Here is a 25,410-nt window from a genome sequence, read left to right on the forward strand (position 1 = left end):
AGCCGGCGCAGGGAGGATGTGGTCGGCGTCGTTTCCTGCTCAAGGATCACGATAAAGGATACCGTCAATGAACCAGACCAGCATCGCCTCCACGAGCCGTGCAAAAGGCAATTCGGCAAGAGGGTAGACGCCGTGTTTGCTTTCGAACTTTCCGCTATTTTCCAGGCCGCGAGCTGTGCTAGTAGTGCTGCAGGGGCGATCAGGCATCAGGTGTTTTCGAGTGTTAAATGTTGGGACATCTTTCTCCGCCCGGCTGTCTGCGCTGGCCGGAACGGGGCTGCTGGCAGCGTCTATTGTCGGCATGTTTCCCGCCTCATCCAGGGCGGACGATGCAGCCAAATCCTCATCCGATACCTGGGTCGTGACGCTTGGCGCAACCGTGGAATATGGCCCGAGCTATGAGGGATCGAAGCATTATACCTTCGGCGCCTTGCCGTCCTTCGACATCCATCGTTTGGGCGAGGCGCAGGAATACAGCGCACCGGACGACAATTTCGATTACCAGCTCTTCGATCTCGGAGGCCTCGAAATCGGCCCTGTGGTCGGCTTGAGAGACGATCGCTTCGATCTCAATGATTTGCATCTGCAAAGCCAGCGCAAGGTGCGCTGGAATTTCGATGCGGGCGGCTTCGCCCAATATTGGCTCATGGATAATCGGCTCCGCTTCCGCACGGAGATCCGCCAGTCGCTTTGGGGCGGCGATGGACTGGTCGGCGATTTCGCCCTCGATTGGTTCCAGCCGCTCGGAGACAAATGGCTATTGTCCGCCGGCCCTCGCCTGTCGATGGCAAATTCGGTCTATATGCGCACCAACTTCGGCATCTCGGAAAGTGAAGCCGCGAGGCATGGCCATATCAATGCCTTCGATGCCGGTGCCGGCGTGAAATCGGTCGGCTTCACCGTGGCGGCGACCTATACGATCTCGCCGGAATGGAGCGTACAGGTTTACGGAAAATATAACCGTCTGGTGGGCGATGCGGCCGACAGCCCGATCACCTCGCGCTTCGGCTCACCCGACCAGAACATCATCGGCTTTACGCTCAACAGAACCTTCAACGTCAAGTTTTGAAGCGCTCTTCGCTTCATTCTCGGCGATATAGTTGCGCGTCAGCGGAATGATGTCGTTGCGCTTGGCGATCTGGATCTGGAAGACGACGAGATCCTCGTAGCGGAAGGCGGCCTCCGCCGTCGAAAGATAATATTCCCACATACGGCAGAAGCGCTCGTCGTAGAGCTTGGCGGCTTCATCCCAGCGCGCCATGAAACGCTCCCGCCATGCCTCCAACGTCTTGGCATAATGCAGCCGCAGCACCTCGACATCGGTGATGGCAAGTCCGGCCGCCTCGATCTCCGGCACGATCTCCGACAGTGCCGGAATATAACCTCCCGGAAAGATATATTTGTCGAGCCACGGCGTCGTGAAGCCCGGTGTCGCCGAACAGCCGATGGTGTGCAGCACCATGATGCCGTCATCCTCCAGCAGCTCAGCGCATTTGCGGAAGAAGGTGCGATAGGACGCAAGCCCGACATGCTCGAACATGCCGACGGAAACGATCCTGTCGAAGCGGCCGGTCAGGCTGCGATAGTCCCTCAGCGCAAATTGCACCTCAGCCGGCGTTCCCCTGGCCCTGTTGGCAACCCGCTTGGAGGCATAGTCGTGCTGCTCCTCTGAGAGGGTCACGCCGAGCACGTAACCGCCCGGCGCATGTTCGGCCATATGCAGCGCGAGGCCGCCCCAGCCGCAGCCGATATCGAGGATGCTGTTGTTCGGCTCGATCAAAAGCTTGGCGGCGAGATGCCGCTTCTTGGCAATCTGCGCGTCGTCAAGCGATTGGTCGGCATGCTCGAAATAGGCGCAGGAATATTGCCGGTCCGGATCGAGGAAGAGCTCGTAGAGCCGGCCGTCGAGATCGTAATGATGGGCGACATTGGCTTTCGAGCGCCCGGGCAGGTTACGATGGCGGAAGATCCTGAGCTTGGTCCGGATATGATCGATGATGCGGGCAATAAGGGGGTGGGTGCTGTTCTGCCCCTCACGCAGCATCATCGCCACGAAATCGTAAAGCGTGCCGCATTCGACAATAAAGCGACCATCCATATAGAGTTCGCCCAGCCGCTTATCGGCGTCGATGAGGAGCGCCCATTCAGCACGGTCATCGGTGAAACGGACATGGACCGGCGCACCCGTGCCGTCGCCGAAGGTCAGCACACGGCCGCTGGCCGTCGTCACGGTCAGCGCGCCCCGCGTGACGATGGAGGAAAGTCCACGCTTCAGGCACCAGTCGACAAGGCTGGAGAAAATGGCGGGGGTTTTGCCCTTGGGGCGGTTGTCAGCTTGCATGTTGGACATCACCTATCCTTGCCGGTCCCCGTACGCAGTTCCTCCTGCTTCGGCTCCAATTCCTCATGATGCTCCTCCGTCTCGACACCGGCGCCTGCAATCAGCCAGACGCCCGTCAGGATCAAGCCGCTGCCGACCATCTGCAGGGCGACCACCCGCTCGCCGAAGACGAACCAGCCGGTCGCGACGATCAGCACATAGCTGATGCCCGTCAGCGGAAAGGCGCGGCTGAGATCGAGCTCGGCCAGCACACTCATCCAGATGAAGAAACCGACGATCTCGATGGCGATAGCCACCAATATCCATGGAGAGGAGAGAGCCTGCCAGAGCCATGCCTGCATACCTTCATCGTGCAATTGCCCGGCGCCGAGCTTGATGAGGACTTGGTACAGGGTGCTCAACACCGGCACGGCAAGCCAGAAAAACCGCATATTGGGCATTACGCATCCGCCTCGTCTGTCGAGAACAGCGGCGATACCAGTCGCAGCACACTCTGAAGCAAGGGATTGCGATGGTGAAAATACATCGCATTGGCGGTCAGCCTGCTGCCGAGGCGCACCTTGTTTGCATAGTGAGCCTGCCCGCTCTGATAACGACCCAGGCCGTTCTCCAGGCAGTAACGCAGATTGGTAAACCAGCTGATGAAATAGAGATTATAGGGCCGGCCCTTTTCCCCATCCATGCAGAAGAACTTGTCGATAGCCACGCGCTCGTTATGCACGATCAGATTGGCGGCAAGCAGCTTGTCCTCGACGAAATAGAAGGCGCAGAAAGAGCGGCCGGGCATATGGGCGAGAATGCCCTGGAAATAGGCAGGCGTCAGCTCCTCGAACTGCCATTCGCTGCGATTGCGCGTGTCATGATAGAGCGCCATCACCTGAGGCAGGAACTCGCCGAAATCCGTCCGCATCTCCACCCTGACCTGGTCGAAGGATTTCATCTTGCGGCGCATATCCTTGCGGGTGCCAGCCGAAAGCCTGGCGAGATATTCGTCGATCGTCTTGAAATCGATGTCGAGCCACGCCGTCGGAAGAGCGCCGATCGAGGCATAGCCGCGCGCGGCAAACAGATCGCCGAACTCGGCCGAAGCCTGCTCCGGAATATCCTTCAGACCAATCAGCGCACACCGCTCCGTCACGGCAACCTGCTCGAAGAAGGACAACATCTTCGTCAGCAGGACGCGACGACGCTCCTGCGGGATGTCGGGATGAAAGCCGATCGCACCGGTCTCGGTGCAGGGCGATCCCAAACATGCAAGGCGCAGCTTCAGAAAACCTGGAAAATATCGCTGCACCCTGCGCACGGACCGGCGCAGGAATCCCTCATCCAGCGTCGTATCGAGAGCGTAGAGGCAGAGAAAGGCCGGCATGGCGACGCTCACGCGCCCACCCTCCGTAACGGTGATATAGCGCCATTCGAATCCTTCGAGGCCGGCTTCCTCGATCGCCAGCAGGCAATCATAATCCTCGACGTCATTCGGGAAGCATGCATTCCATGCGTCGCGGCCGATGGCGCGGATGCTGAAGTGAACTTCGGCCACCGGGTCACCCATGGGCTGCGGCACGATTTTAAGCAGCGGCTGCGACATGACGCGCCTCGAAGAAGTCGGCCGTGAAATCGGCCACCTGCCGATGCTGCCGGTCGACATGGATCATATGATAGCTGTCCGTGATCCATTTCAGCTCATGCGGAGCACCGATATGCTCGGAAATATAGCGGGCATGCTTCGGGCTGGCGAGATCGTCGTCCTCGGCATGCAGGATCAGCGTCGGCGTCTGCATCTGCGGCAGCAGGCTGCGAAGCGTCTTACCCAGCCGATGCATCTCGACCAGGCCCTTGCCGGGGAATTTTTCCAGAACCCCTTCGCTCGCCATGCCTTCGATCAGCCGGCGCATGCGCTCGTCCTTGATCCCGAGCGAGGTGGTCTCGCTGAAGCTCAGCCGGTCGAGGAACGGAACGCGCGACAGCCAGCCAATCTGCGAGGCCAGCAGCGGATAGTAGAAAGGAACGTCCCAGCCGTCGTAACTGAAGCAGGGAGAATAGATCGCCACCGCGCCGATGGTCTTCTTCTGCTGTTCGGCAGCCAGCATAGCGAGCTTGCCACCGACGCAGATGCCAGCGGCAAACACCTCCTGCGTTCTGGATGCCAGCAGCTCCGATGCTTCGACGACAGAGGCGAGCCAGTCTTCCCAGCGGGTCTGGCGCAACGTCTTCGCATCGACGCCGTGGCCCGCCAGCAGCGGCGCATAGATACTGTAGCCCCTGCGGTTGAGATGTCGAGCCACCAGTTTCATTTCGGCAGGCGCACCCGTCAGTCCGTGGACCAGAAGGACGCCCTTGCCATTTGAGCCCTCCATGAAGAAGCTCAATTCATCAGCTTTCATGAGATAGCTCCGACTGCCGGTTTTCCTTGGCCATGAAGCCAAGCGCATGGCAGGTGCTGATCACATGCGTGCCGTTCTTTTCCTGCTCTTCCTTGATCTGCTCGTGCAGCGCCTGCAGCTTCGTCCAGTGGGTGCGGGGACGATAATGGTGCTCGGCATGATAGCCATTGCCGAACCAGAGCCAGTTGTAGAAAGGCTTGTGACTCGAAACGCCCCAGGCGATCGGCTCGTCCGGATCGCCGTTCAGATGCTCGTAATAGCCGTTCAGCGACGACAGGCAATTGCCGATATAGTAGAACGGCACGAAGAACAGCACCGCCTTCCAATCGTAGATCAGCGCGACCGCGGCAAGCCCCAAGAAGAAATAGAGCTCGAAACGCCCCCAAGCCGCATCGAAGGGGCGGTTGCGGGCAATCGCTTTGTGGATGTCGCCAAGGCTGTCCCGGAAGAAGCTCAGGAACGTATAGGACCAGACGTTTTCCGGTTGGCCGTCGCGGCCATAGCGATAGATCGAGAGCATGTCGATCGTCTCGCCCTTTTCATTCGGACGGTCGCTGTTGCCCGAATGATGGCGCATATGCACCCAATGATAATAGGTCTGCGAAAAGCCGATCGCGACCGACTCCAGGAGACTGAAGCCGTAGTTCATCCAGCGCGGCTTGAAATAGGGCGTGTGGATGAAATTGTGCGATATGCTGTTGATGTTCCAGGAGATCGAAACGGCATAAAGGCAGCCGAGAATGGCCGAGAGCCAAAGTGGCCGGCTTTCGAAGCCGACAATCAGATAGACGTCAAAGGCGAGATGGGCGACGGCGGCAAGCACCGGTGCCAGATCCCATCGGGTGTGCGCAAAGATTTTCATAGTCCTGTAACTCCCACGCAAACCACACCGGCGGTGACGAGAAACACGCCCGTCGCGTGGCGCAGGTTGATGTTTTCCTTGAAGATGACGGCGCCGGCGAGCACGATGACGACATAGCTCATCGCCATCAGCGGAAAGGCGATGGTCAGTGGCACGTGCTCCAGAACGGCCGTCCAGGCGAAAAGCTCCACGGCCCAGAGCAGAATGCCGAGCCAGGTGACCGGTTTTGCCAGTGCCTTAAAGGGGGCGTTCTCACTGGCGGATTGCTTGAAGCAGACTTCGCGGGCGGTTTCCGCGACCACGCAGAACAGGATGAGCCCAAGCATGGGAAGTGTCAGGCTGCCAGTCATTGCATATACTCCGCCAGCACCTCCAGCAGGGCATGATTGGCCGCGCTGTTGATGTTTCTCATTGTTTCGGCACCCTGCCGCATACGCGGCTGATCGATGAAGATCTCCGCGCGCTTCATGAACTGTGTCCGAAGGCTGCCAGCATAACTCGGGGTCGAATAATCCCCGATGACATCGGCGCCGATAATGCGGTGACGGCTGCCGATTTCGCTGATGAGGGAGAGGAGATAGGGCAACCGCATGCGGCCCTGATCCCAATTGGTAACGGCATCGTCGGCGGCCAGCACGTCCTTATCGATCGTCACGTAGACCGCCTCGGTGCGAATGCGGCTGAGCATATGATCGATGAAATTTTCCTCGCCGATTTCGGCGATCGATTTCCAGTGCAGCGCACCTCTTTCCTGTCGGTAGCTGGCACCGGTGCCGTAATCGGCCAGTACACGGCTCGGCGGATGTTCGTAAGGATAGAGTTCCAGCTTGCCGTCGGCGAGCCAATGCAGGTTGGCCCCCTTGCGCTCGGGGCTGCGAAGATCATGACTGCAGACGCCGATCGTAATGACCTTCTGGATGCAGGGATTGGCAAGGGCGCGATTGACCCAGGAGCCGCAATGCATGCCGCCGTCGAACTTGACCCAATCCGGATGATTGTCGAAATGGATCAGTGTGGCCGCACCGGATTGTCGCTCGAGCGCGCCATCGAGCAGCAAGGCCGTGACATGGTGGAAATCGCCGGAGCCCATGAAGCACAATTGCGGGTCCTTGCCGGTCGTCGGCCTGTTCTTGACGATCTCGCGACTGAGATCATCAAGGGCGCTCTGTTTGCTCCACAGCCGAACCTGTTGCCCCGCATTCTTGCCGAAATACTGGTGCGCGCCGGCAAATTTGCAGGCGCGCACAAAGTCAGGCTGCAACTCCAAAGCATCATCGAGATGAAGAAGCAGCAGTTGCACCGTCTTATCTCCGGGCAGCACGCGTCAGAAGCTGATCGAGGAGCGCAAGCGCCAGATCGATCTCTTCGCGGGTGATCAGCAGGTTCGGAGCGAAGGTGATGACGTTCTTGTGGTAGCCGCCGACATCGAGCACGAGGCCGTAGGTCCTGCCGCCGACCTGAAGGTCGCCCTTCATGCCTTCATCGCACATCCAGTCCATCGTCGCCTTGTCCGGCGTGTAGCTGTCGTCCTTGCAGATTTCCATGCGCAGGGCGAGGCCGAGACCGTCGACTTCGCCGACGATGGCATGGCGCTTCTGCAGCTGCTTCAGCCCGTCGAGGAAATGCGCGCCCTTTTCCATGATCGCAGCGCCAAAATCCTGCTCTTCCAACATCTTCATCGTTTCAAGCGCGACGGCAGTCCCCATCGGGTTGCTGGCGAAGGTCGAATGCGTGGAGCCGGGCGGGAAGATCGTCGGGTTGATCAGCTCTTCGCGAGCCCAGACGCCGGAAAGCGGATTGAGGCCGTTGGTGATCGCCTTGCCGAAGATCAGCGCATGCGGCGAAACGCCGAAATGCTCGATCGACCAGAGCTTGCCGGTGCGGTAGACGCCCATCTGGATTTCGTCGACGACGAGCAGGATGCCGTGATCGTCGAGCACCTTCTTCAGTTCGACGAAGAAGTTCATCGGCGGAATGACGTAGCCGCCCGTGCCCTGGATCGGCTCGATATAGAAGGCCGCATATTCGGATTTGCCGGCCTTCGGGTCCCAGACGCCGTTATATTCGCTTTCGAACAGGCGGGCGAATTTCTGGACACAGTAATGTCCGTATTCTTCCTTCGACATGCCCTTCGGGCCGCGGAAGTAATAGGGGAATTCAACGAACTGCGCGCGATCGCCGAAATGGCCGTAGCGGCGGCGATAGCGATAGCTTGACGTGATAGCCGAAGCGCCGAGCGTGCGGCCGTGATAGCCGCCTTCGAAAGCGAACATCAGGCTCTTGCCGCCTGTATAATTGCGCACGAGCTTCAGCGAATCCTCGACTGCCTGCGAGCCGCCGACATTGAAGTGAACGCGACCCTTGTGACCGAACTTACGCTCGGCATCCTGGGCGATCATCGCCGCAAGCTCCACCTTTTCGCGGTGCAGATATTGCGACGCGACCTGCGGGAGACGGTCGAGCTGGCGATGGGCGGCTTCGTTCAGGCGCTCGTTGCGATAGCCGAAATTGACGGCGGAGTACCACATCTGCAGATCGAGGAACGGTGTGCCGGTCCGATCGTAGACATAGGAGCCTTCGCATTCCTCGAAGAATTTGGGCTTATCCGTGTAGTGAACCGTATCGCCATGGGAGCAATAGAGCTCCTCAAGAGCGCGCAATTCCTCTTCGGAGCGGACGGACTCGGTCTCGCCGCTGAAGGCTTCGGCTACATTCGTTTTCATTCAATGCCTCTTGGTCTGGTTCACGCCGTCTTGACTTGCGGCAGTGCACGGGAGCGTCGCTCGACGCTCGGGAGAACGGCTTCCATCTTTGGAAGCAGATCGGAGAAGTCTTCGAAGCCGACATAGGGAATGCCGTTTTCCTCGCAGTAATCGACAAGCTTGGCCTTGGCGAAAACGAGGTCGACCTTGTCGGAAACACAAAAGTCGCTACGCCCGTCGCCGATATAGACGTGCAGGTCGCTGCTATCGACGACGCGGCATTTGCAGACACCGGCACCGGATACGCAGCCCGTCGCCGTAAACGGCGGAAACAGCGAATAGGATTCGCGGCCCTGCGAAACGCTGCAGGTCAGCACATTGGCGACGATCGGCAGACCCTCGATGCCGTGACGCGCCAGGATGCGCCGGATGAAATAGTCCACACCATCGCTGACGATCGTGACAGGCAATTCGTCGCGGCGGCAAAAGGACAGGAAACTCTCGAAGCCCGAATCGATCGACAGCGTGTCGAGAAACCGGTCGAGCTCGCCCCGGCTTGCCTGGATGAGAGCGATCTGCCGGCGCATGCATTCACCAGAGCCGATCAGCCCCTGCTTCCACAGCTGCTCGATATCTTCCCACTCGGGGCCGGCGAAACGAGACAACACCATATCCGTCGCGTCTTCGATGGATATGGTTCCATCAAAATCGCAAAACACCTGCATGAAATACCCCTTCGCCTAATCCTAAGTTGCGTCTAACAACCTGAGATGAGCCGGGCATGAGCGGAAAATGATGCGAAAATGAAAAACGACGAGGCGTTGTACTTTTAACTCAAGGGCAATCTTAGATCGACCTGAAGACCGTTACCCAAACGTGAGGTAGAAAGGTCGACCGTTGCCGAGAGACGGTCCGCCGTATCCGCAACGATAGCGAGACCAAGGCCTGCCCCTTCAGTGTGAAGTGTGTTGAGGCGATAGAAGCGCTGGAATACCGCCTCCCTCTCATGCGGCGGGATGCCGGGACCGCTGTCGCTGATGGAAATGCAGCCAAAACCGTCCTCCGAAGCGATCGAAACTTTGATCTCCCCTCCGACGGGCGTGTATTTGATGGCGTTGTCGAGCAGATTGGTAACCAGCATCCGCAGAAGCGACTCGTCCGTCCTGACCTGGATCGGCTCGTCCCCTTCGAGCACGACCTCGAGCTCGCGGCTGGTGATGATGTTGCCGAATTCGGCAATAAGCGACGCCATCCAGTGATAGAGCGGCACCGATGTCAGATTGAGGGGATGGTGGCTGACCCTGGCGAGCCGCAGCAGCTGCTCGATCAGATGGATGGTACGGTTGTTGCTGGCCACGAGATCGGAAATGATCGCCTGCCGCTCGTGATCGCTGTCGCTGTGTTCGAGCATCCGCAAAAGCAGCTTCACGCTCGCCTGGGGTGTGCGCAACTGATGCGCGGCAAGGTCGGAGAAGCGCCGCTCCAGTGTCAACGATTGGCCGAGCTTTTCCAGCAGCTGATTGATCGACCGGCCAAGCGGGAGCAGATCGCGCGGCAGCTCTTCAACGGGGATAGCCGAGAGATCATCGGGCGATCGCGTGCGGATCTGCCGCACCAGCCCGTGGATGGTGCGCAGACCACTATTGATGCCGAGCCAGATGAGAAAGCCGATGACCGGCACCAGCATCAGCAGCGGAAAGAACAGATTGAGGAGAATGTTGGAAACGAGCGTTTCGCGAAGCGCGATCTTCTCGCCGAGCTCGATCACGATGGTCGTGTTCGGGATCGGCAGGGAATAAACGCGCCACTCATCTCCCCCATAGGTCAGCGTGGTGAAGCCAACCTTCTGCTGCGGCACATCGGAGAGAAAGGCCGTGCTGCTGTAGAAGCGGATATTGCCATCGACCCAGGCGCGAAACATGTGCGCATCGGCATAATCATCGGCGTCTTCATTGAAGGCCAGCTGATTGTCCATGTTGAAGTCGATATCGTCGATCTGCTTGGCCGTATGGTCCGGATTCTTCTCCAGCGGGCGACGCAGCAGGCTCCAGATCACATTCGCATCGTCGATGAGCTGGGCATCGTAGATATTGTTGATCTCCCGCGTCGCGCTGTTGAAGGCGAAAGCTGCGATCACGACGATCGTCACCACGACGACAGGCGCGATGCGCAGAAACAGCTTGCGGGTAAGCGTGGAATTGTTCATCGCTCAATCATGTAACCGACGCCACGGATCGACTTGATGAAATCCGTGCCGAGCTTCTTGCGCAGATTGTAGATCGTCACTTCGATCGTATTGCTCTCGACGGTGTTTTCCGCGTCATAGAGCGCATATTCGATATCGTTCTTCGTCACATATCGGCCGCTGCGCTCCATCAGCAGCTTCAGGAGATGGAATTCCTTCGCCGTGGTATGGACCTGCACATTGCCTTTGCGCGCCACCATGGCGGAGGGGTCGACTTCCACGTCGCCGCAGCGGATGACGCTTTCGGTCCTCCCGTCGCGCCGGCGGATGAGCGCGCGCAGCCGCGCCAGCAGCTCGTCGAGATCGAAGGGCTTGACCAGGTAGTCGTCGGCACCCTCATCGAGGCCTTCCACCTTCTGGCGCACGGAATCCATCGCCGTCAGCAGCAGCACGGGCACGGAATTTCCCCGCTGGCGGATGCGCCGCAACACCTCCATGCCGCTCAGCTGCGGCAGATTGATATCGAGCACGATCGCCGCGAAATGGGAATGCGCCGCCGCCTCGAGGCCGGATTCGCCATCGCGCATCCAGTCGACGCCATAAGCGTGCTTTTCCAGCGCCTTCTTCAGCGATGATCCGAGGATATTGTCGTCTTCAACAAGCAGAACGCGCACGACCAACCTCACTTAGCCGAATATTTCATAGCCGATATCGGCCGCAATTGGAGCGGCGATGTGGCAAAGCTATGACGGATCATTTCTGCCTGGCAAGAGCGGGGGCGTCCTGCATCTTCCGAACAGGCCGAAAACGCTCCGCAATCCACTGGCGGAAAATACTATCTCAGTTTCCGCATGGAGGCCTCCAGCGCCTGGAAAATCCGAGGATCAGTCGACTGCGCGACATTGAAGCGCATGAAGCGTCCGGCCGTATCCGAGAGGCTGAAAACATTGCCGGGCGCAAGGACGATGCCTTCGGCAAGGCAGGCACGCGCGACATCGGCGGCATCGAGCCCTTCCGGCAGCCGGCACCATAGAAACATCCCGGCCCGGGGCTTCAGCCAAGGCACGATGCCGATCGCCTCCAGCCGCGTCGACACCTCCGCCATGGTCTTGGCAAGCCGTACCCGCAGGGCCTCGACATGCCGGCGATAGCTGCCATCCTTCAGCGCGAGATGGACAAGCTCGGCCGACAATTGCCCGCAGCTGAAGCTGCTGGCAACCTTGAGATCGACAAGACCGTCGATCCAATCCCGCCGCGCCGCGATGAAGCCGCAGCGCACCGAGGCCGAAAGCGTCTTTGAAAAGCTGCCGATATGGATCACCCGGTCGAGCCCGTCATAGGCAGCGAGACGTGGCGCCGGAACATCCTCGAAATCGGCGAAGATATCGTCCTCGATGATCGTCAGCCCGGCAGCATCCGCCAGCTTCAGCAGCCGGTGTGCCGTCACGGGCGAGAGCGTCGCACCCGTCGGATTGTGGATGGCTGAATTGGTGATGTAGAGCCGTGGTTTGTGCCGTTCGAGGATCTGCCCGAACAGCTCGACATCCGGCCCCGTGGGCGTGAAAGGTACGGAGACGACATTGGCACGATGCGCCCGCAGGAGCGCATGAAAATTGAAATAGCAGGGATCGTCCACGAGCACGGTATTGCCCGGCTCGAGCAGGAAACGGCAGAGAAGATCGATCGCCTGCGTGCCGGATTCCGTCAGCAGGATCTGATCCGGCGACACCGTGATACCATGTTCGCCAAGGCGCCGGGCGAGCAACTGCCGCAGCGGCGGCAGGCCCAGCGGCGTCCCGTAATTGGCAAGCGCTGCCATGTCTCCACGCGCCAGCGTTCGCATCGCCCTGCGCAACGCCGCCTGCGGCAGCCAGGAGGGTGGAAGCCAGCCGCAGCCGGGCTTCAGGACATCGTCTCCCACCTCCAGCGATTGCCTGGAAATCCAGAGCGGATCGACGTTGCGATCCGATCTTGCTCCGGTCTCGGACAAGGAAAGCGGCGGCAGCGGGCCGCAGACGTAAAATCCGGCACCCGGCCGCGAACGGATCGTGCCCTCTGCGGCAAGCCGCTCATAGGCCTCGACCACGGTTGAAACAGACACCTGCATCGTCTTTGCGAAGCTGCGCACAGAGGGAAGCCGGGCGCCTGGCATCAGGCTGCGAGTGGCGATACGGTCGGAAATCGCAGCCATCACTCCCTCGATGCGCGTGCCGCCGCCTGCGCTTGCCACCGACAGACCATCCATCCGTACTGCCCCTTACACCATAACAGTTCCTATGAATTGTACTGCACCGTCTCTGGCTTGGCCACACAAATGCGTCGATACCGCGAAGATCAAGACGGAGCATGCGCGATGGACAGGACGACGACAGGATGGATCTATGGTTTGGCGGGAGTGGTCATCTTCAGCGGCTCCCTGCCGGCGACGCGGGTGGCCGTGATGGATTTCGACCCTCTGTTCCTGACGGTTGCCCGAGCCGCAATCGCCGGCCTCCTGGGCCTCGGCCTGCTATTCGCTTTTCGCGAAAAGCGCCCGACCCGCGGCGATATCACCTCGCTCGTCATCGTCGCCCTCGGCTGCGTCGTCGGCTTTCCGCTCTTGACGGCACTGGCGCTAAAGCACGTCACATCGGCCCATTCCATTGTCTTCATCGGCTTGCTGCCGCTGGCAACCGCCATCTTCGGCGTGATGCGCGGCGGCGAGCGGCCACGCCCGGCCTTCTGGATATTCTCCATCCTCGGCAGTGCGCTGGTCTGCGGCTATGCGCTTGCGCAAGGCATGTCGGCCTCGCCTGTCGGCGACCTCCTGATGCTTGCAGCCGTGATCATCTGCGGCCTTGGCTATGCCGAAGGTGCTGTGCTCTCGCGGCGGCTCGGCGGCTGGCAGGTCATCTGCTGGGCTCTGGTCCTGTCCCTGCCCGTCACCGTCGCGCTCTGCTTCATGACCATGCCGCACAGCATTGACGGCATCGGCGGTCCTGCCTGGCTCGGCCTCCTCTATGTCTCGCTCTTCAGCATGCTGATCGGCTTCATCTTCTGGTATCGCGGGCTCGCCCAGGGCGGCATTGCAGCTGTCGGCCAGCTGCAATTCCTGCAGCCCTTCTTCGGCTTTGCGCTTGCCGCAGCCCTCCTCAAGGAAAGCGTCAGCTGGTCGATGCTCGTCGTGACCCTGGCCGTCGTCGCCTGCGTCGCCGGAGCGCGAAAATTCGCCAATTGAGTCCATCACCCGGCAAATCACGGCGCTTGACCCTCTAAACCGATAGGTCTATTAACGACAAATCAGTTTAGAAGGAGCGCATCATGCCGACCCCACTCGTCCCGCCTTTCACCCGCGAAACCGCCATCGCCAAGGTCCGCATGGCAGAGGATGGCTGGAACAGCCGCGATCCGGAACGCGTCTCCAAGGTCTATACGGAAGACAGCCAGTGGCGGAACCGCGCCGAATTCCCGCGTGGCCGCAAGGAAATCGTCGAATTCCTGACGCGCAAATGGGCACGTGAACTCGACTATCGGCTGATCAAGGAACTCTGGGCCTTCGAGGGCAATCGCATCGCCGTGCGCTTTGCCTATGAATGGCATGACGACAGCGGCCATTGGTTCCGCTCATACGGCAATGAGAACTGGGAATTCGATGCCGACGGCCTGATGCAGCGCCGTTTCGCCTCCATCAACGACATGCCGATTAAAGAAGAGGACCGGAAATTCCACTGGCCGCTCGGCCGCCGTCCGGACGATCATCCCGGCCTCTCCGACCTCGGCCTTTGAGATGGTGCGTACCGTCTTCGAAAGATCCGATGCCATCGCCCTCGTTGCCGAAGTCTTCCGCGAACTCGGCTACGAAGGTGCGTCGATGAGCGAGATCACCGCCCGCACGAAATTGTCGAAAGGCAGCCTCTATCACTTCTTTCCGGGCGGCAAGGAAGAAATGGCGGCGGAGATCATGGCCAATATCGATGCCTGGTTCGTGACGGAGATGTTCAAGCCGCTGGAAGAGGGCGAGCCACGGTCAGCGATTGCCCGCATGTGGGAGACGACAGACAGCTATTTCCGCTCCGGCCGCCGGGTCTGCCTGATTGGCGCCTTCGCGCTCGATGAAACGCGCGATCGCTTTTCCACCGCTATACGTAACTATTTCCATCGCTGGGTCGAAGCGCTTGCCGGCGCTCTGCTCAGGGCCGGAGCGCCAGGCACCGAGGCGAAAATGCTCGCCGAAGAGGCCGTCATCGGCATACAGGGCGCTTTGACCCTTGCCAGAGCCCTTGGGGATGAGGCAGTGTTTGGCAGAACCTTGGCGCGGCTGAAGCGACGGCTGGAAACGGCGCTCGGCTAAACCGTTTCATCGACACGAATCACCACATAGCCAATGCTTCGCCCCTTTTCGAACAGGCTCGCGCCGACCGCTATTCGTGCGCTTCTGCTGGCGATATCGCCGAAAATCACCTGGAAAGGACATCTTCAAGCCCTCAGGGCTGGGGATGACCACCTCAACAACCCACTGATATTAAAGAATCCTCCACAAAAGTATGTCATCGTTAATCATGTTTGATTTGCAACTATCCAAGCTCCTATGTTCAGCAGGGAATGGGAGCATCGAGGAGATGGATAGAAGATGCTGCAGCAGGTAACTGAAACCGACGACGCGCTGATCGACCGATTGCAACGTTCGGCCTTCGACTATTTCATGCTTTACACCAATCCGGAAAACGGACTGGTGGCGGATACGTCGATCAAGACGAGCCATTGCAGCATTGCTGCGGTCGGCTTTGCGCTGTCGAGCTATCCGGTCGCCGTCGAGCGTGGCTGGATTAGCCGTGCCGATGCGGCCAAACGGGTGCTGGCCGCCCTCGATTTCTTCGCCGACAGCCAGCAGGGCACCGAGCGTGGCGCCACCGGCCATCGCGGCTTCTACTATCACTTCCTTTATATGGAAACTGGCAAGCGCGCCTGGAACAGTGAGCTTTCGACGATCGACACGGGCCTGTTGCTGCTCGGCGTGCTGACCGCAGCCGCTTATTTCACCGGAAACAGCCAGGTCGAGCGCGATCTCCGCAAGCAGGCGAAATTCCTCTATGAGCGCTGCGACTGGCATTGGGCCTTGAACAAGGGCCAGACCATCAGCATGGGCTGGAAGCCGGCCAGCGGTTTCCTGCGCTGGCGCTACCAGGGTTATGACGAGGCGATCTTCCTCTATGTGCTGGCGCTCGGCTCGCCCACGCATCCCGTCCCGCCATCAAGCTACGACGCCTTTGCCTCGACCTACACCTGGATGATGTTCAAGGACACGCCCTTCCTCTATGCCGGGCCGCTGTTCATCCACCTCTTCTCGCATGCCTGGATCGATTTTCGCGGCATCCGCGACAAGCATGTCGCCGACAAGGACATCGATTATTTCCGCAATACGCAAACGGCGATATCAGTGCAGCGCGACTATACCGAGCGCAATCCCGGCCATTTTGTCGGCTATACGAAGGATATCTGGGGCCTTTCCGCCTGCGACGGCCCGAACCCGACAGGCACCAAGCACAGCCTGCGCTATGCCCCGAAGGTCTTCGGCTATGCCGCCCGCGGCGCCCCGCTCGGTCCCGACGACGGCACCATCGCCCCATGGGGACCGCTGTCCTGCCTCGCGTTCGACCGCCAGGCCGCACTCGACGGCACGCGGGCGCTGCTTTCGACCTACCCCAACCTGCTGCTCGACGGCCGTTTCCCCGGCGGCTTCAATCCGAGCGTCAAAGGCCCCGGCCCGGAAGGATGGGTGGACGACCGCTCCGTCGCCATCGACCAGGGCCTGCTGGTCATGATGATCGAAAACGCCCGTACCGGCATGATCTGGAACCTGATGCGGCAATCGCCGATCCTCCGCACCGGCCTGGAGCGCGCCGGCTTTACCGGCGGCTGGCTGAACGAGAAGCCGGCCATCGCGTGAGAGCGGATCGAGGGTGGCAGTCAGGCGTCTCCGTCAATGTCGTGACGATGTGCCTGGCCCCTCACCCTAGCCCTCTCCCCGCAGGCGGGACGAGGGGACGATAGAGCCAGCCAACTAGAGCCATTTCGCTTTTCTTCGAATCGCGAAATGCTCTATCTCTTTGTTCTCTCGCAATTCCGGACGGAAAACCGCTACGCACTTTTCCTGGAATTGCTTGCCTCTCATCCGTGTAGCGCGCTGCTTTGCGCGATAACTCCCTCGCCCCGCCTGCGGGGAGAGGGCTGGGGTGAGGGGCGTGTTTGAAAGCGCGGCAAATACACACTCACCCGACCAGCGCCTTTGACATCTCAAAGCCTCTCGATCGCCGCGATCACCTCGTCCTCGACAGTAATCCCCTCCGTCAGCGCAAGACGCCGCGAACTCTGCCCGCGCCGACCCGGCAGGCGGACATTCGGATCGCGGGTGATTTCACCCGCCAGCAAAGCCAGCCGTTGAGCCGTATCGGCAGCACTCGTCGCCGCCGGATTGATCGCGATGATCGTTTGGCCGAGCGCCGGCGGAGCGCCTTTGTCGTCAAAGAGCGAGGAAGCCTCGAAGGCGTAATTCGCACCGGTCAGACCGGCGGCCAGAATTTCGACCATGAGGGCAAGTGCCGCACCCTTGGCATCGCCGGCCGGGATCATGGTGCCGGCCAAGGCCTCTTCGGCATCCGTGGTCGGCCTCCCCTCGCGGTCGAAAGCCCAGTCAGCCGGGATCGGGGCACCCTGTTGCCGCGCCGCCATCACCTTGCCACGCGCCACCTTCGACAGCGCCAGGTCGATGACAACAGGCTCCTCGCCGGGCAGCGGCGCAGCGAAAGCAATCGGATTGGTGCCGAAAACCGGTGTCTTGCCGCCCCAGGGCGCCATCGAGGCCGGCGCATTGGCGACCATCAGCGCCACCAGACCCTGATCGGCAAAACGCTCCACCGTCAGGCCCATGACACCGGCATGATGGGAGCGGCTGATGGCGGCAAGCGCAATCCCCTGTTCGCGGGCGACGGCCGGAAGCTCGGCAACAGCAAGATCGAGCGCGGGATAGGCATAGCCATTGCCGGCATCGATGCGCAGCACGGCCGGAAAGGGCCGGCTCAGCTGCGGTGTGACGAAGCCATCGACCTTGCCGACCTTGGCCTGACCGGCATAGGCGGGGACACGGCGCAGACCATGGCCACTCTGCCCGGCAGCCTCCGCCGCGACAAGCGCGACAGCCACGGAACGAGCGTTCTCCGCACTTACCCTGTTTCGCTGCAAAGCCTCCATGACCAATGTTTCGGCTTCGGCAAGCAACAGATGCATGGGACAAGACCTTGAAAACATATGGGAAGACAAAGGCTTTCTACGCCTTCATCCTCTCCATCGCAATGCAGCAAGGCTCTCGCGCTATGCCACGTCGAACTTGACGCCCTGGGCAAGCGGCAGGGTGCGGCCGTAATTGATCGTATTGGTCGCTCGGCGCATATAGGCCTTCCAGGCATCGGATCCGGACTCGCGCCCGCCACCGGTTTCCTTCTCGCCGCCGAATGCGCCGCCGATCTCGGCACCGGAGGGGCCAAGATTGACGTTGGCGATGCCGCAATCCGAACCACGCGCGGAGACGAACGTCTCGGCTTCCCGCATGTCATTGGTGAAGATCGAGGACGACAGGCCTTGCGGCACGGCGTTATGCAGCGCCAGCGCCTTGTCGAAATCGCTGTACTTCATGACATAGAGGATCGGCGCAAAGGTCTCCTGCTCGACGGGGCCGGTCTGCTCGGGCATTTCGACGAGCGCCGGGCGGACATAGAAGGCATCGGCAGAGCCGTTTTCGACGCGCTCGCCGCCCGTCACGGTGCCGCCGGCCGCCTTCGCAGCGGCGAGGGCCGCCTGCATGCGGTCGAAGGCCTGCTTATCGATCAGCGGGCCGACCAGAGTACCGGCTTCAAGGGGATTGCCTATCGTCACCGAACCGTAGGCCTTCTGCAGACGCGGAACGAGCTGATCGTAAACGCTGTCGTGGACGAAGAGGCGGCGCAGCGTCGTGCAGCGCTGGCCGGCCGTGCCCATGGCCGAAAAGGCAACGCCACGCAGGGTGAGGTCGAGATCGGCCGTCGGGCAGACGATCGCGGCATTGTTGCCGCCAAGCTCGAGGATGGCGCGGGCGAAACGGCCTGCAAGACGCGGGCCGACGGCGCGGCCCATGGCCGTCGATCCGGTCGCCGAGACCAGCGGCACTTGGCGATGATCGACCAGCAACTCGCCAAGATCGCGGCCACCGATCAGCAGGGTCGAAAGATTGGCGGGCGCCTCGCCGCCCTCGGCGACGTAGCGCTTCAGCGCCTTTTCGAACAGGGCCTGCACGGCAAGCGCCGTCAGCGGGGTTTTCTCCGACGGTTTCCAGATGGTGGAGTTGCCGCAGACCATGGCAAGCGCCGCATTCCACGACCAGACCGCGACGGGGAAGTTGAAGGCCGAGATGATGCCGATCGCGCCCAGCGGATGCCAGCTTTCCATCATCCGGTGCTCGGAGCGCTCCGTAGCGATGGTGAGACCATAAAGCTGGCGCGAGAGACCGACGGCGAAATCGCAGATATCGATCATCTCCTGCACTTCGCCGAGGCCCTCGGAGGTGATCTTGCCCACTTCGATCGAGACGAGACGCCCAAGGGCCGCCTTGCCGGCGCGCAGCTCCTCGCCAAGCAGGCGGATCAGCTCGCCGCGCTTCGGCGCCGGCACATTGCGCCAGATAAGAAACGCGTCGTGTGCCGCCGCGATCGCAGCCTTCGCCTCATTAGTCGAATGCTCCTTCAGCCGACCGATCTCGGCGCCGGTGACCGGTGAGGTGACGACCAGCGTTCCGCCGGTGTAGCGATCGGCCGATACGGCAAGTTCCGTCAGTATTGTCTTGGTTTCGGCAGCAAGATCTGATGTCGCGATCATCTTGTTTCCTCTTCCCGTAATGCCTGTTGGATTATTTTACACCCGGGCACCGACGAAATGCGCGGCCTGGGCACCGGCCTCGTACCACATTTCCTTTGCCGCCCTGAAGCTCGGCTCGACGATATCGGTTACCGGCAGCGGCAGATCGGCCTCGGAAATCTGCCCCAGGATATGGCTGGCAAGCACCTTGCCGAACACTGTGCCGGGCGCAATCCCGCGGCCGTTATAGCCTGAGAAACCGACGACATTCCGGTCCAGCTTGTGGAAGCGCGGCAGCGCATTGTCGGTCATGCCGATCTTGCCATACCATTCGCATTCGAATTGAATGTCGCCAAGCTGCGGAAAGAGTTTCCTGATCGAGCGCCGAGCCCAATTCTTGTGGATGGCAAGACCGGTGTTGCGCAGCGCGCCGACGCTGCCGAATACGAGCCGGCCGGCCTGATCCATACGGAAGGACGAGAGCACTTCCTTGGTATCCCAGGCGCCTTCACGCCCCGGCAGCACGGATTTGCGCAAGTTGTCGCCGAGCGGGACGGTAGCGAAATTGAAATAGGGCAGATGCACCTGTTCGTTCCGAACCTTTTCCCACGGGCCGGTGCTGTAGGCGTCCGTAGCCACCACGATCCAGTCGGCGCTCACCTTGCCGCGCTCGGTCGAAACCACCCATTTCGCACCGCTTCTTTCCGTCGATGTCACCCGGCTGCCGGTGTGAATGGCAACGCCGGCTTTGACGACGGCATGGGCAAGGCCGCGCGCATAGGCAAGCGGCTGCAGCGTGCCGGCGCGCATGTCGAGCAACGCCCCGGTGTAGGCCGAGCTGCCGACCCGGCGCTCCGTCTCCCGCGAATCCAATACCGTGACCGGCGCACCGCGCTTTTCCCATTGCCGGGCCCGCTCTTCGATTTCCTTCAGCCCCTCCGGCCCGACAGCGCAATGCAGTGTGCCGTTGCGTTCGAGTTCGCAGGCGATGCCATGCTTGTCGATCAGCTCCATAACCAGCTTCGGCCCGTTGCCGAGCAGATCGAGCAGTCGCTCGCCGTGGACGGCACCGAGTTCGCCGGGCAAATCGTCCGGCATCACCCACATGCCGGCATTGATGAGGCCAACATTGCGGCCCGCGCCGCCAAAGCCGATTTCATTGGCTTCCAGCAGCACGACGCTGGTACCAGCTTCCGCCAGATGCAACGCCGTCGAAAGACCGGTATAGCCGCCCCCGACCACCACGACATCGGCATTGATATCACCGGAAAGCGGCTTGGTTGCCGGCGGTGGGGGAGCGGTCTTTTCCCAAAGACCGTGAGAGCGCGGGTCATTCAGCATGAAATCGGTCCAATCGACAGAGATAATCGCGCCAATCTAGCGCCATGCTCGAAATTGCGGAAGCGGCAAGAGCAACATCCGATGGACATGGCATGATGCCAAAAAATCATCGGCTCTGGAGAAAAACTTGCATGGCGAAGGCGCTTTCGACCATGATAGGGAAAAGCCGGCCGCTATGGCGGCGGCAGACAGAAGCAGGACATTCTCATGAAGCCCATTTTCGTTCAGCTCCAATGCGCCCCCGGCAAGACCTATGAGGTCGCCGATGCGATCTACCAGACGGAGCTTGTTTCGGAACTGTATTCCACCAGCGGCGACTACGACCTGCTGATGAAGGTCTACATCGCCGAAGAGCAGGATATCGGCAAGTTCATCAACGACCACATCGCCAATATCCCGGGCATCGTCCGCTCGCTGACGACGCTGACCTTCCGAGCGTTTTGAGAGGCTTGGACTCGGGTCGCAATTGAAGTCACATTCGCGGGATTGCCCCTCATCTAGCCCTCTCCCCGCTTGCGGCAGGGCTATCGCATATGAGCGGAGATCGCCGCCGTCCTCCTTCTCCCCAGCGGGGAGAAGGTGCCGACAGGCGGATGAGGGGGTGCCTGCCAAGACCACCAAAATCCATGAATTCAAATCGATAACCCCCTCATCCGACCCTTCGGGCCACCTCTCCCCAAGGGGAGAAGAAGCTTATGGTGCTCGTCCGCCTCCATATGCGATAGCCCTGCCGCAAGCGGGGAGAGGGCGGGAGTGAGGGGCAGGTCACAGGAGCAACCGACAATCATGGTGTCGCGCCACCGCACATCCACCAGACAAGCTCCTCCCACTCCGCAAATCGGCCCGACATTAACCCTCTTGTCCGAAACCGCTGGGCTTTCTGCGCAGAATTAAACCCTTTTTAACCGACCCGATGATCTGCTTTGCCAACTGATCAACGGGCGGCGCGCTGCAGCGCCGGATTGCCGGTGCATGGCGCGGCATTGGGGTCGAGGGTGGATCGATGACATCGGCTGTTGCGGATATTCAGGCAAACAAGCAGGCCGGGCCGCTGATCGTGCATGTCGTGCGTCAGTTCCTGCCGAACAAGGGCGGCCTTGAAGATGTCGTTGCCAATCTGTGCCGCCAGCTGGTTTCTCGCGGCTATCGCGTCCGCGTCGTCACCTGCAACAGCCTATTTTCCGATCCCGGCCGGGAACTTGCCGAAAGCGAGACCATCGACGGCATCGAAATCGTCCGCATTCCCTGGTCCGGCTCCAGCCGATATCCGCTGGCGCCCAAGGTTTTCCGCCATCTGGCCGATGCCGACCTCGTTCATGTCCACGCCGTCGATTTCTTCTTCGATGCGCTGGCCTGGGGCAAGCTGATGCACGGACGGCCCATGGTCGCCACCACCCATGGCGGCTTCTTCCACACGCAGAAATATGCGGCCATCAAGAAGGTCTGGTTCAACACGGCAACGCGGCTTTCCGCGCTCGGTTATGCCTCTCTCATCTGCTGCAGCCAGTCCGACGCGCGGCTCTTTGCGCAGATTGCCGAAAGCCGCGTGCACCTGATCGAAAACGGCGCCGATGTCGGCAAGTTTTCCAATTGCGCCGCTTTGGAAGCACGTCGCCGCATCGTCACGATAGGCCGTTTCTCGATCAACAAGCGACTCGATCATCTGCTTGACGTCATGAAGGTGCTGGCAGGCCGCCATGAGGACTGGCATCTCGACATTATCGGCGCCGAATCGGATCTCGACCGGGCAATGCTGGAAAAGGAAATTGCCGTTCGCAATCTGGAGCGCAATGTCGCGCTGCATGTCTCGATCGACGAAGGCTCGATCCGCAACATCATCGCCCGCGCATCGCTCTTCGCCTCGGCCTCCGAGTACGAAGGCTTCGGTCTCGTGGCGATCGAAGCGATGAGCGCCGGCCTGCTGCCGGTGCTGAACGCCAACGAGGCCTATAAGGCGATGGCCGAAACCCACCCGGCCCTCATGCTCTCGGATTTCTCCAATCCGGAAGCTGCCGCCGATGCGCTGACCGCCGCCTTTGAGCGCCTACAGGGCGACGACCTGAGCCTGCGACAGGAGCTGTTGCGCGATGCCCGTGCCTATGCCTGGGACGAGGTCGCCCAGCGCTATATGGATATCTATGCGGAAACCCTGACGCCGAAAGGCAAGTCGCCTCAGTTCCTGCGCCAGCGCGGCCAGGCGGCGTAACCTTCCAGAATCCCCACCAGCCAGGCGCGCTTGTAGCGGGCCGCATCAAGGTTGAATCGCGCCAGCGCCGCCAGCCAGCCGGCGACCGGGCGAAACAGGCGATAGCTGACATAATACAAGGGAAAGGCCTGCTTGCGCATCAGCGCGCCGAAGCCGCGCCCATATTTGCGCGCACGCTCCACCTGCCGCGGCCCGTATTCGCTCGTGACCTGATCGTGATGGACGATGAGCTCGGGAAAGAACATCGCTTGTCTGCCGGCGCCAAGCGCGCGAAGCAGGAAATCCGCCTCTTCGCCGCTCTGGAACGGCGATTCCGAGCCGACGCCGAGATCCTCGTCGAAACCACCGATATCGACCAGGGCCGCACGGCGCACGAAGATGCCATTGGAATTGCCGCACCTCAGATAGTTCCACCGGGTCAGGGCAAGCCGCGTCTCACCCGTCGGGCTGACGGAGGCAAGACCTTGGGCATCAAGCGTTCGGCCGGTGACGATCGCGAGGTCGGGGTGCTCGGCAAACAAAGTCGCGGCCGTCGAAAGCGTATCGGCCTCGTACCAGCAGTCATCGTCGGGAAAACAGACGTAATCGCCCTCCGCAACCGCCATGCCTTTGTTGCGCGCCCGCGAAAGTCCCTTCGGCGAACGGACGTGACGAATGAGGAAGGAGGGGGAAAAGCGGTCGATAAGCTCGCGCAGCCGGTCGTCGAGGTTCTGATCGACGACGATGACCTCGAAATCCTTATGACTCTGCCCCACCAGCGAACGGAATAGCCGCTCCAGCTGATCGAAACGATCGATCGTGCAGACGATAAGGCTGAACAATGAAACCCTCCGCACAAGCCCTCGAGCGGCCAATATCAGAGAGAAAGAATATTAGCCGAAGTAAAAAACGAACTTAGCGCAGCATTAAACCCTAAATATTAAGGCATATGAAATAGAGCTGACGCTATCCCCACGAAAAGCCGGACATGTGCGGTAGGTTCCGGCAGTTTGAGGAGCGGTCTATCTTCATGACGAAGAGCATAATGGCAAATTCGGTTTTGAACGCGGCGGCGGGATTGACCCTGCTTGCGACCGGCTTTGCATGTTCGATCATAGCGGCGCGCCTGCTGGGCCCCGAGGCCAACGGCATCATCGCCTTTTCTCTGTGGCTGACGACGACGGGAGCACTGATCGCCGAGCTCGGCGCCGGCGTTACCCTGCTGCGCATTCTGCCCCAGCTGAAGGGGAACGGCTATTCTACCGAAGAACGGCTTGGTTTTGCCGCGTATCTTCTGCAGCCGACGATTCTCGCAACCGTGATCCTGCTTGCAGGCTACGCCGCCTATTATTGGGATACGGAGCGGCTGCATTGGGCGGGCGATGCATCCGAAGTCATTGTGATCACGGGCGTATTCTTCGTTCTTCAGTCTCTCGGCGCCTACAGCAAGAACTATCTGATCGGCGAGCAGCAAGTCGGCGCTTTCCTGCGCATCACCATAATAAGTTCGGCGCTGCAGCTCGTTACCGTCCTTGCGGGAGCGATCTTCTTCGGCGTCAGCGGCGCGCTCGCCGGCTATGCGATTGGGCAGCTGCCGATGTTCATCGCGACGCTCAGGATTGCGATCGCGCGCAAGAACAGCTGCGGCGTCGGCCTTTCCGCTCTCATCGGCTCGTCGCTCATCCTCTCGATCGAACTCATCAACAGCTCGATTTTTCTCAATCGTATCGAACTCGTCTTCCTGCAGCGCTACTGGGGCATCGAAGCGGTCGGCTTTTATGCCGTCGGCCTCTCGCTCGCCAATCTCGCACTGCAGCTGCCCGTACAATTAAGCGGCAGCCTTCTGCCCTATTATTCCGAACAGATGCATGCCCGGGCATCGGACAAGCTGCCGGTCGAGGTCTTTGCCGGCGTGGCGCGCAGCATAGCCTATATCACCCTGCCGATGAGCTTCGGACTTGCCGCCATTTCGCCGGAGCTTGTCGTGACGATCTTCGGCCCGGCCTTTGCGCCGAGCGGCGGCATGGTGGCGCTGCTGTCCCTGACCGCGGTGCCCTATGTCTTCATGCAGATTTGCACGCAATATCTTTATTCGCTGGATCGCGTGCGCGAACGCACCGTCCTCGGCGTCATCGCCAGCGTCATCATGGTCATCGGCTGCGTCATCGCCGTACCCTTTTTCGGAGGCGAGGGTGCGGCGCTGGTTCGTCTGCTCGCCTTTGTCGCCCTGTGCCTGATGACGGTACGCCGCATGGAATTCGAAGGATCGACGCGCGGTATGCTCATCAACCTTGCAAAAGTTACGGTTGCTGCCATTCTATGCGCGGTTGCAGCCTATGGTTTCGTTCAGGCGCTGACCGGTGTCGCAGGTCTCGTGGGCGCCATCATCGCCGGCGCTCTGGCCTATGGCATTGCGCTCAGAATGCTGAAAGCCGTTCCAGCCGAAGATATCGAGGTCATGCAGAAGATCGCGACGCGGTTGCCTGCACGTATCAATCCGATTGCCACTCAGGCTCTGGCCCTATTGGCCCCACGCCGAATGTGAGGA

Annotated in this window: 24 protein-coding genes; 8 read left to right on the forward strand and 16 right to left on the reverse strand. The window is 60.5% G+C overall.

The window, feature by feature from the left end; genetic code table 11:
- Window positions 1–220 precede the first annotated feature (220 nt).
- Entirely contained in the window at window positions 221–1,069 is an 849-nt protein-coding gene (locus tag JJQ51_RS08750; RefSeq protein ID WP_113352939.1) for a MipA/OmpV family protein, read from the forward strand.
- Here the strand turns inward: JJQ51_RS08750 and JJQ51_RS08755 are convergent.
- The 12 genes from JJQ51_RS08755 to JJQ51_RS08810 all read right to left on the reverse strand — a co-directional run bounded on the left by JJQ51_RS08755 (window position 1,010) and on the right by JJQ51_RS08810 (window position 12,719).
- The gene (locus JJQ51_RS08755) at window positions 1,010–2,341 is read right to left on the reverse strand and encodes a class I SAM-dependent methyltransferase (protein ID WP_442967295.1); all 1,332 of its coding nucleotides are present in this window, start codon (window positions 2,339–2,341) and stop codon (window positions 1,010–1,012) included. The genes JJQ51_RS08750 and JJQ51_RS08755 overlap by 60 nt on opposite strands.
- An 8-nt stretch (window positions 2,342–2,349) precedes the next feature.
- Window positions 2,350–2,781 (reverse strand): EamA family transporter, encoded by a 432-nt coding sequence (locus JJQ51_RS08760; RefSeq protein WP_113330890.1) that lies wholly within the window; start codon window positions 2,779–2,781, stop codon window positions 2,350–2,352.
- Window positions 2,781–3,929, reverse strand: coding sequence for a peptidogalycan biosysnthesis protein (locus tag JJQ51_RS08765; RefSeq protein ID WP_269244587.1), 1,149 nt, complete (start codon window positions 3,927–3,929; stop codon window positions 2,781–2,783). The genes JJQ51_RS08760 and JJQ51_RS08765 overlap by 1 nt, the downstream gene beginning before the upstream one ends.
- The gene (locus tag JJQ51_RS08770) at window positions 3,910–4,725 is read right to left on the reverse strand and encodes an alpha/beta hydrolase (protein WP_269244588.1); all 816 of its coding nucleotides are present in this window, start codon (window positions 4,723–4,725) and stop codon (window positions 3,910–3,912) included. Before JJQ51_RS08770 ends, JJQ51_RS08765 begins: the two co-directional genes overlap by 20 nt.
- Complete coding sequence (locus JJQ51_RS08775) at window positions 4,715–5,587, reverse strand: fatty acid desaturase family protein (RefSeq protein ID WP_269244589.1); 873 nt, start codon at window positions 5,585–5,587, stop codon at window positions 4,715–4,717. Before JJQ51_RS08775 ends, JJQ51_RS08770 begins: the two co-directional genes overlap by 11 nt.
- Window positions 5,584–5,937 (reverse strand): EamA family transporter, encoded by a 354-nt coding sequence (locus tag JJQ51_RS08780; protein WP_069614805.1) that lies wholly within the window; start codon window positions 5,935–5,937, stop codon window positions 5,584–5,586. Before JJQ51_RS08780 ends, JJQ51_RS08775 begins: the two co-directional genes overlap by 4 nt.
- Window positions 5,934–6,887 carry an arginase family protein gene (locus JJQ51_RS08785; RefSeq protein ID WP_113352945.1) on the reverse strand — a complete coding sequence of 318 codons (954 nt, stop codon included), beginning with the start codon at window positions 6,885–6,887 and terminating at the stop codon, window positions 5,934–5,936. Before JJQ51_RS08785 ends, JJQ51_RS08780 begins: the two co-directional genes overlap by 4 nt.
- Window positions 6,888–6,891: 4 nt before the next feature.
- The gene (locus tag JJQ51_RS08790) at window positions 6,892–8,310 is read right to left on the reverse strand and encodes an aspartate aminotransferase family protein (RefSeq protein ID WP_269244590.1); all 1,419 of its coding nucleotides are present in this window, start codon (window positions 8,308–8,310) and stop codon (window positions 6,892–6,894) included.
- 20 nt (window positions 8,311–8,330) lie between these two features.
- Window positions 8,331–9,014 carry an MtnX-like HAD-IB family phosphatase gene (locus JJQ51_RS08795; protein WP_113352947.1) on the reverse strand — a complete coding sequence of 228 codons (684 nt, stop codon included), beginning with the start codon at window positions 9,012–9,014 and terminating at the stop codon, window positions 8,331–8,333.
- 104 nt (window positions 9,015–9,118) lie between these two features.
- Entirely contained in the window at window positions 9,119–10,495 is a 1,377-nt protein-coding gene (locus JJQ51_RS08800) for a sensor histidine kinase (RefSeq protein ID WP_113330897.1), read from the reverse strand.
- Window positions 10,492–11,148: a response regulator transcription factor gene (locus JJQ51_RS08805; RefSeq protein WP_069614823.1), complete on the reverse strand. Its 657-nt coding sequence runs from the start codon at window positions 11,146–11,148 to the stop codon at window positions 10,492–10,494. Before JJQ51_RS08805 ends, JJQ51_RS08800 begins: the two co-directional genes overlap by 4 nt.
- A 161-nt stretch (window positions 11,149–11,309) precedes the next feature.
- A complete protein-coding gene (locus JJQ51_RS08810) occupies window positions 11,310–12,719 on the reverse strand; it encodes an aminotransferase-like domain-containing protein (protein WP_113420391.1) in 1,410 nt (469 codons plus the stop codon).
- 108 nt (window positions 12,720–12,827) lie between these two features.
- On the opposite strand from JJQ51_RS08810, the gene JJQ51_RS08815 reads away from it, so the two are divergent.
- From JJQ51_RS08815 to JJQ51_RS08830, 4 genes are all read left to right on the forward strand, one after another.
- A complete protein-coding gene (locus JJQ51_RS08815) occupies window positions 12,828–13,691 on the forward strand; it encodes a DMT family transporter (RefSeq protein WP_269244591.1) in 864 nt (287 codons plus the stop codon).
- A gap of 83 nt (window positions 13,692–13,774) precedes the next feature.
- The gene (locus JJQ51_RS08820) at window positions 13,775–14,239 is read left to right on the forward strand and encodes a nuclear transport factor 2 family protein (RefSeq protein WP_113420393.1); all 465 of its coding nucleotides are present in this window, start codon (window positions 13,775–13,777) and stop codon (window positions 14,237–14,239) included.
- Between the two features lies 1 nt (window position 14,240).
- The gene (locus JJQ51_RS08825; RefSeq protein ID WP_113420394.1) at window positions 14,241–14,804 is read left to right on the forward strand and encodes a TetR/AcrR family transcriptional regulator; all 564 of its coding nucleotides are present in this window, start codon (window positions 14,241–14,243) and stop codon (window positions 14,802–14,804) included.
- Between the two features lie 279 nt (window positions 14,805–15,083).
- A complete protein-coding gene (locus JJQ51_RS08830) occupies window positions 15,084–16,400 on the forward strand; it encodes a glucoamylase family protein (protein WP_145635905.1) in 1,317 nt (438 codons plus the stop codon).
- A gap of 347 nt (window positions 16,401–16,747) precedes the next feature.
- Here the strand turns inward: JJQ51_RS08830 and JJQ51_RS08835 are convergent, their stop codons facing one another.
- The 3 genes from JJQ51_RS08835 to JJQ51_RS08845 form a co-directional block, all read right to left on the reverse strand.
- Window positions 16,748–17,737, reverse strand: a complete 990-nt coding sequence (locus tag JJQ51_RS08835; protein ID WP_269244592.1) for an Ldh family oxidoreductase — start codon at window positions 17,735–17,737, stop codon at window positions 16,748–16,750.
- Window positions 17,738–17,821: 84 nt separating this feature from the next.
- Window positions 17,822–19,357, reverse strand: a complete 1,536-nt coding sequence (gene amaB, locus JJQ51_RS08840; protein ID WP_113420397.1) for an L-piperidine-6-carboxylate dehydrogenase — start codon at window positions 19,355–19,357, stop codon at window positions 17,822–17,824.
- Between the two features lie 36 nt (window positions 19,358–19,393).
- On the reverse strand, window positions 19,394–20,677 hold the full coding sequence (locus tag JJQ51_RS08845) for an NAD(P)/FAD-dependent oxidoreductase (RefSeq protein ID WP_183809630.1): 1,284 nt from the start codon (window positions 20,675–20,677) through the stop codon (window positions 19,394–19,396).
- Between the two features lie 207 nt (window positions 20,678–20,884).
- Between JJQ51_RS08845 and JJQ51_RS08850 the strand changes: the two genes are divergently transcribed.
- A complete protein-coding gene (locus tag JJQ51_RS08850) occupies window positions 20,885–21,121 on the forward strand; it encodes an Lrp/AsnC ligand binding domain-containing protein (protein ID WP_015341532.1) in 237 nt (78 codons plus the stop codon).
- 559 nt (window positions 21,122–21,680) lie between these two features.
- The gene (locus JJQ51_RS08855; RefSeq protein ID WP_113352957.1) at window positions 21,681–22,883 is read left to right on the forward strand and encodes a glycosyltransferase family 4 protein; all 1,203 of its coding nucleotides are present in this window, start codon (window positions 21,681–21,683) and stop codon (window positions 22,881–22,883) included.
- Here JJQ51_RS08855 and JJQ51_RS08860 read toward each other — a convergent pair.
- A complete protein-coding gene (locus JJQ51_RS08860) occupies window positions 22,850–23,704 on the reverse strand; it encodes a glycosyltransferase family 2 protein (protein ID WP_113352958.1) in 855 nt (284 codons plus the stop codon). The genes JJQ51_RS08855 and JJQ51_RS08860 overlap by 34 nt on opposite strands.
- Before the next feature lie 188 nt (window positions 23,705–23,892).
- Between JJQ51_RS08860 and JJQ51_RS08865 the strand changes: the two genes are divergently transcribed.
- On the forward strand, window positions 23,893–25,407 hold the full coding sequence (locus JJQ51_RS08865; protein ID WP_113420400.1) for a lipopolysaccharide biosynthesis protein: 1,515 nt from the start codon (window positions 23,893–23,895) through the stop codon (window positions 25,405–25,407).
- The last annotated feature ends 3 nt before the right edge of the window (window positions 25,408–25,410 follow it).

It is taken from the genome of Rhizobium sp. AG207R, from assembly GCF_027109195.1.
Lineage (GTDB): Bacteria > Pseudomonadota > Alphaproteobacteria > Rhizobiales > Rhizobiaceae > Rhizobium > Rhizobium dioscoreae.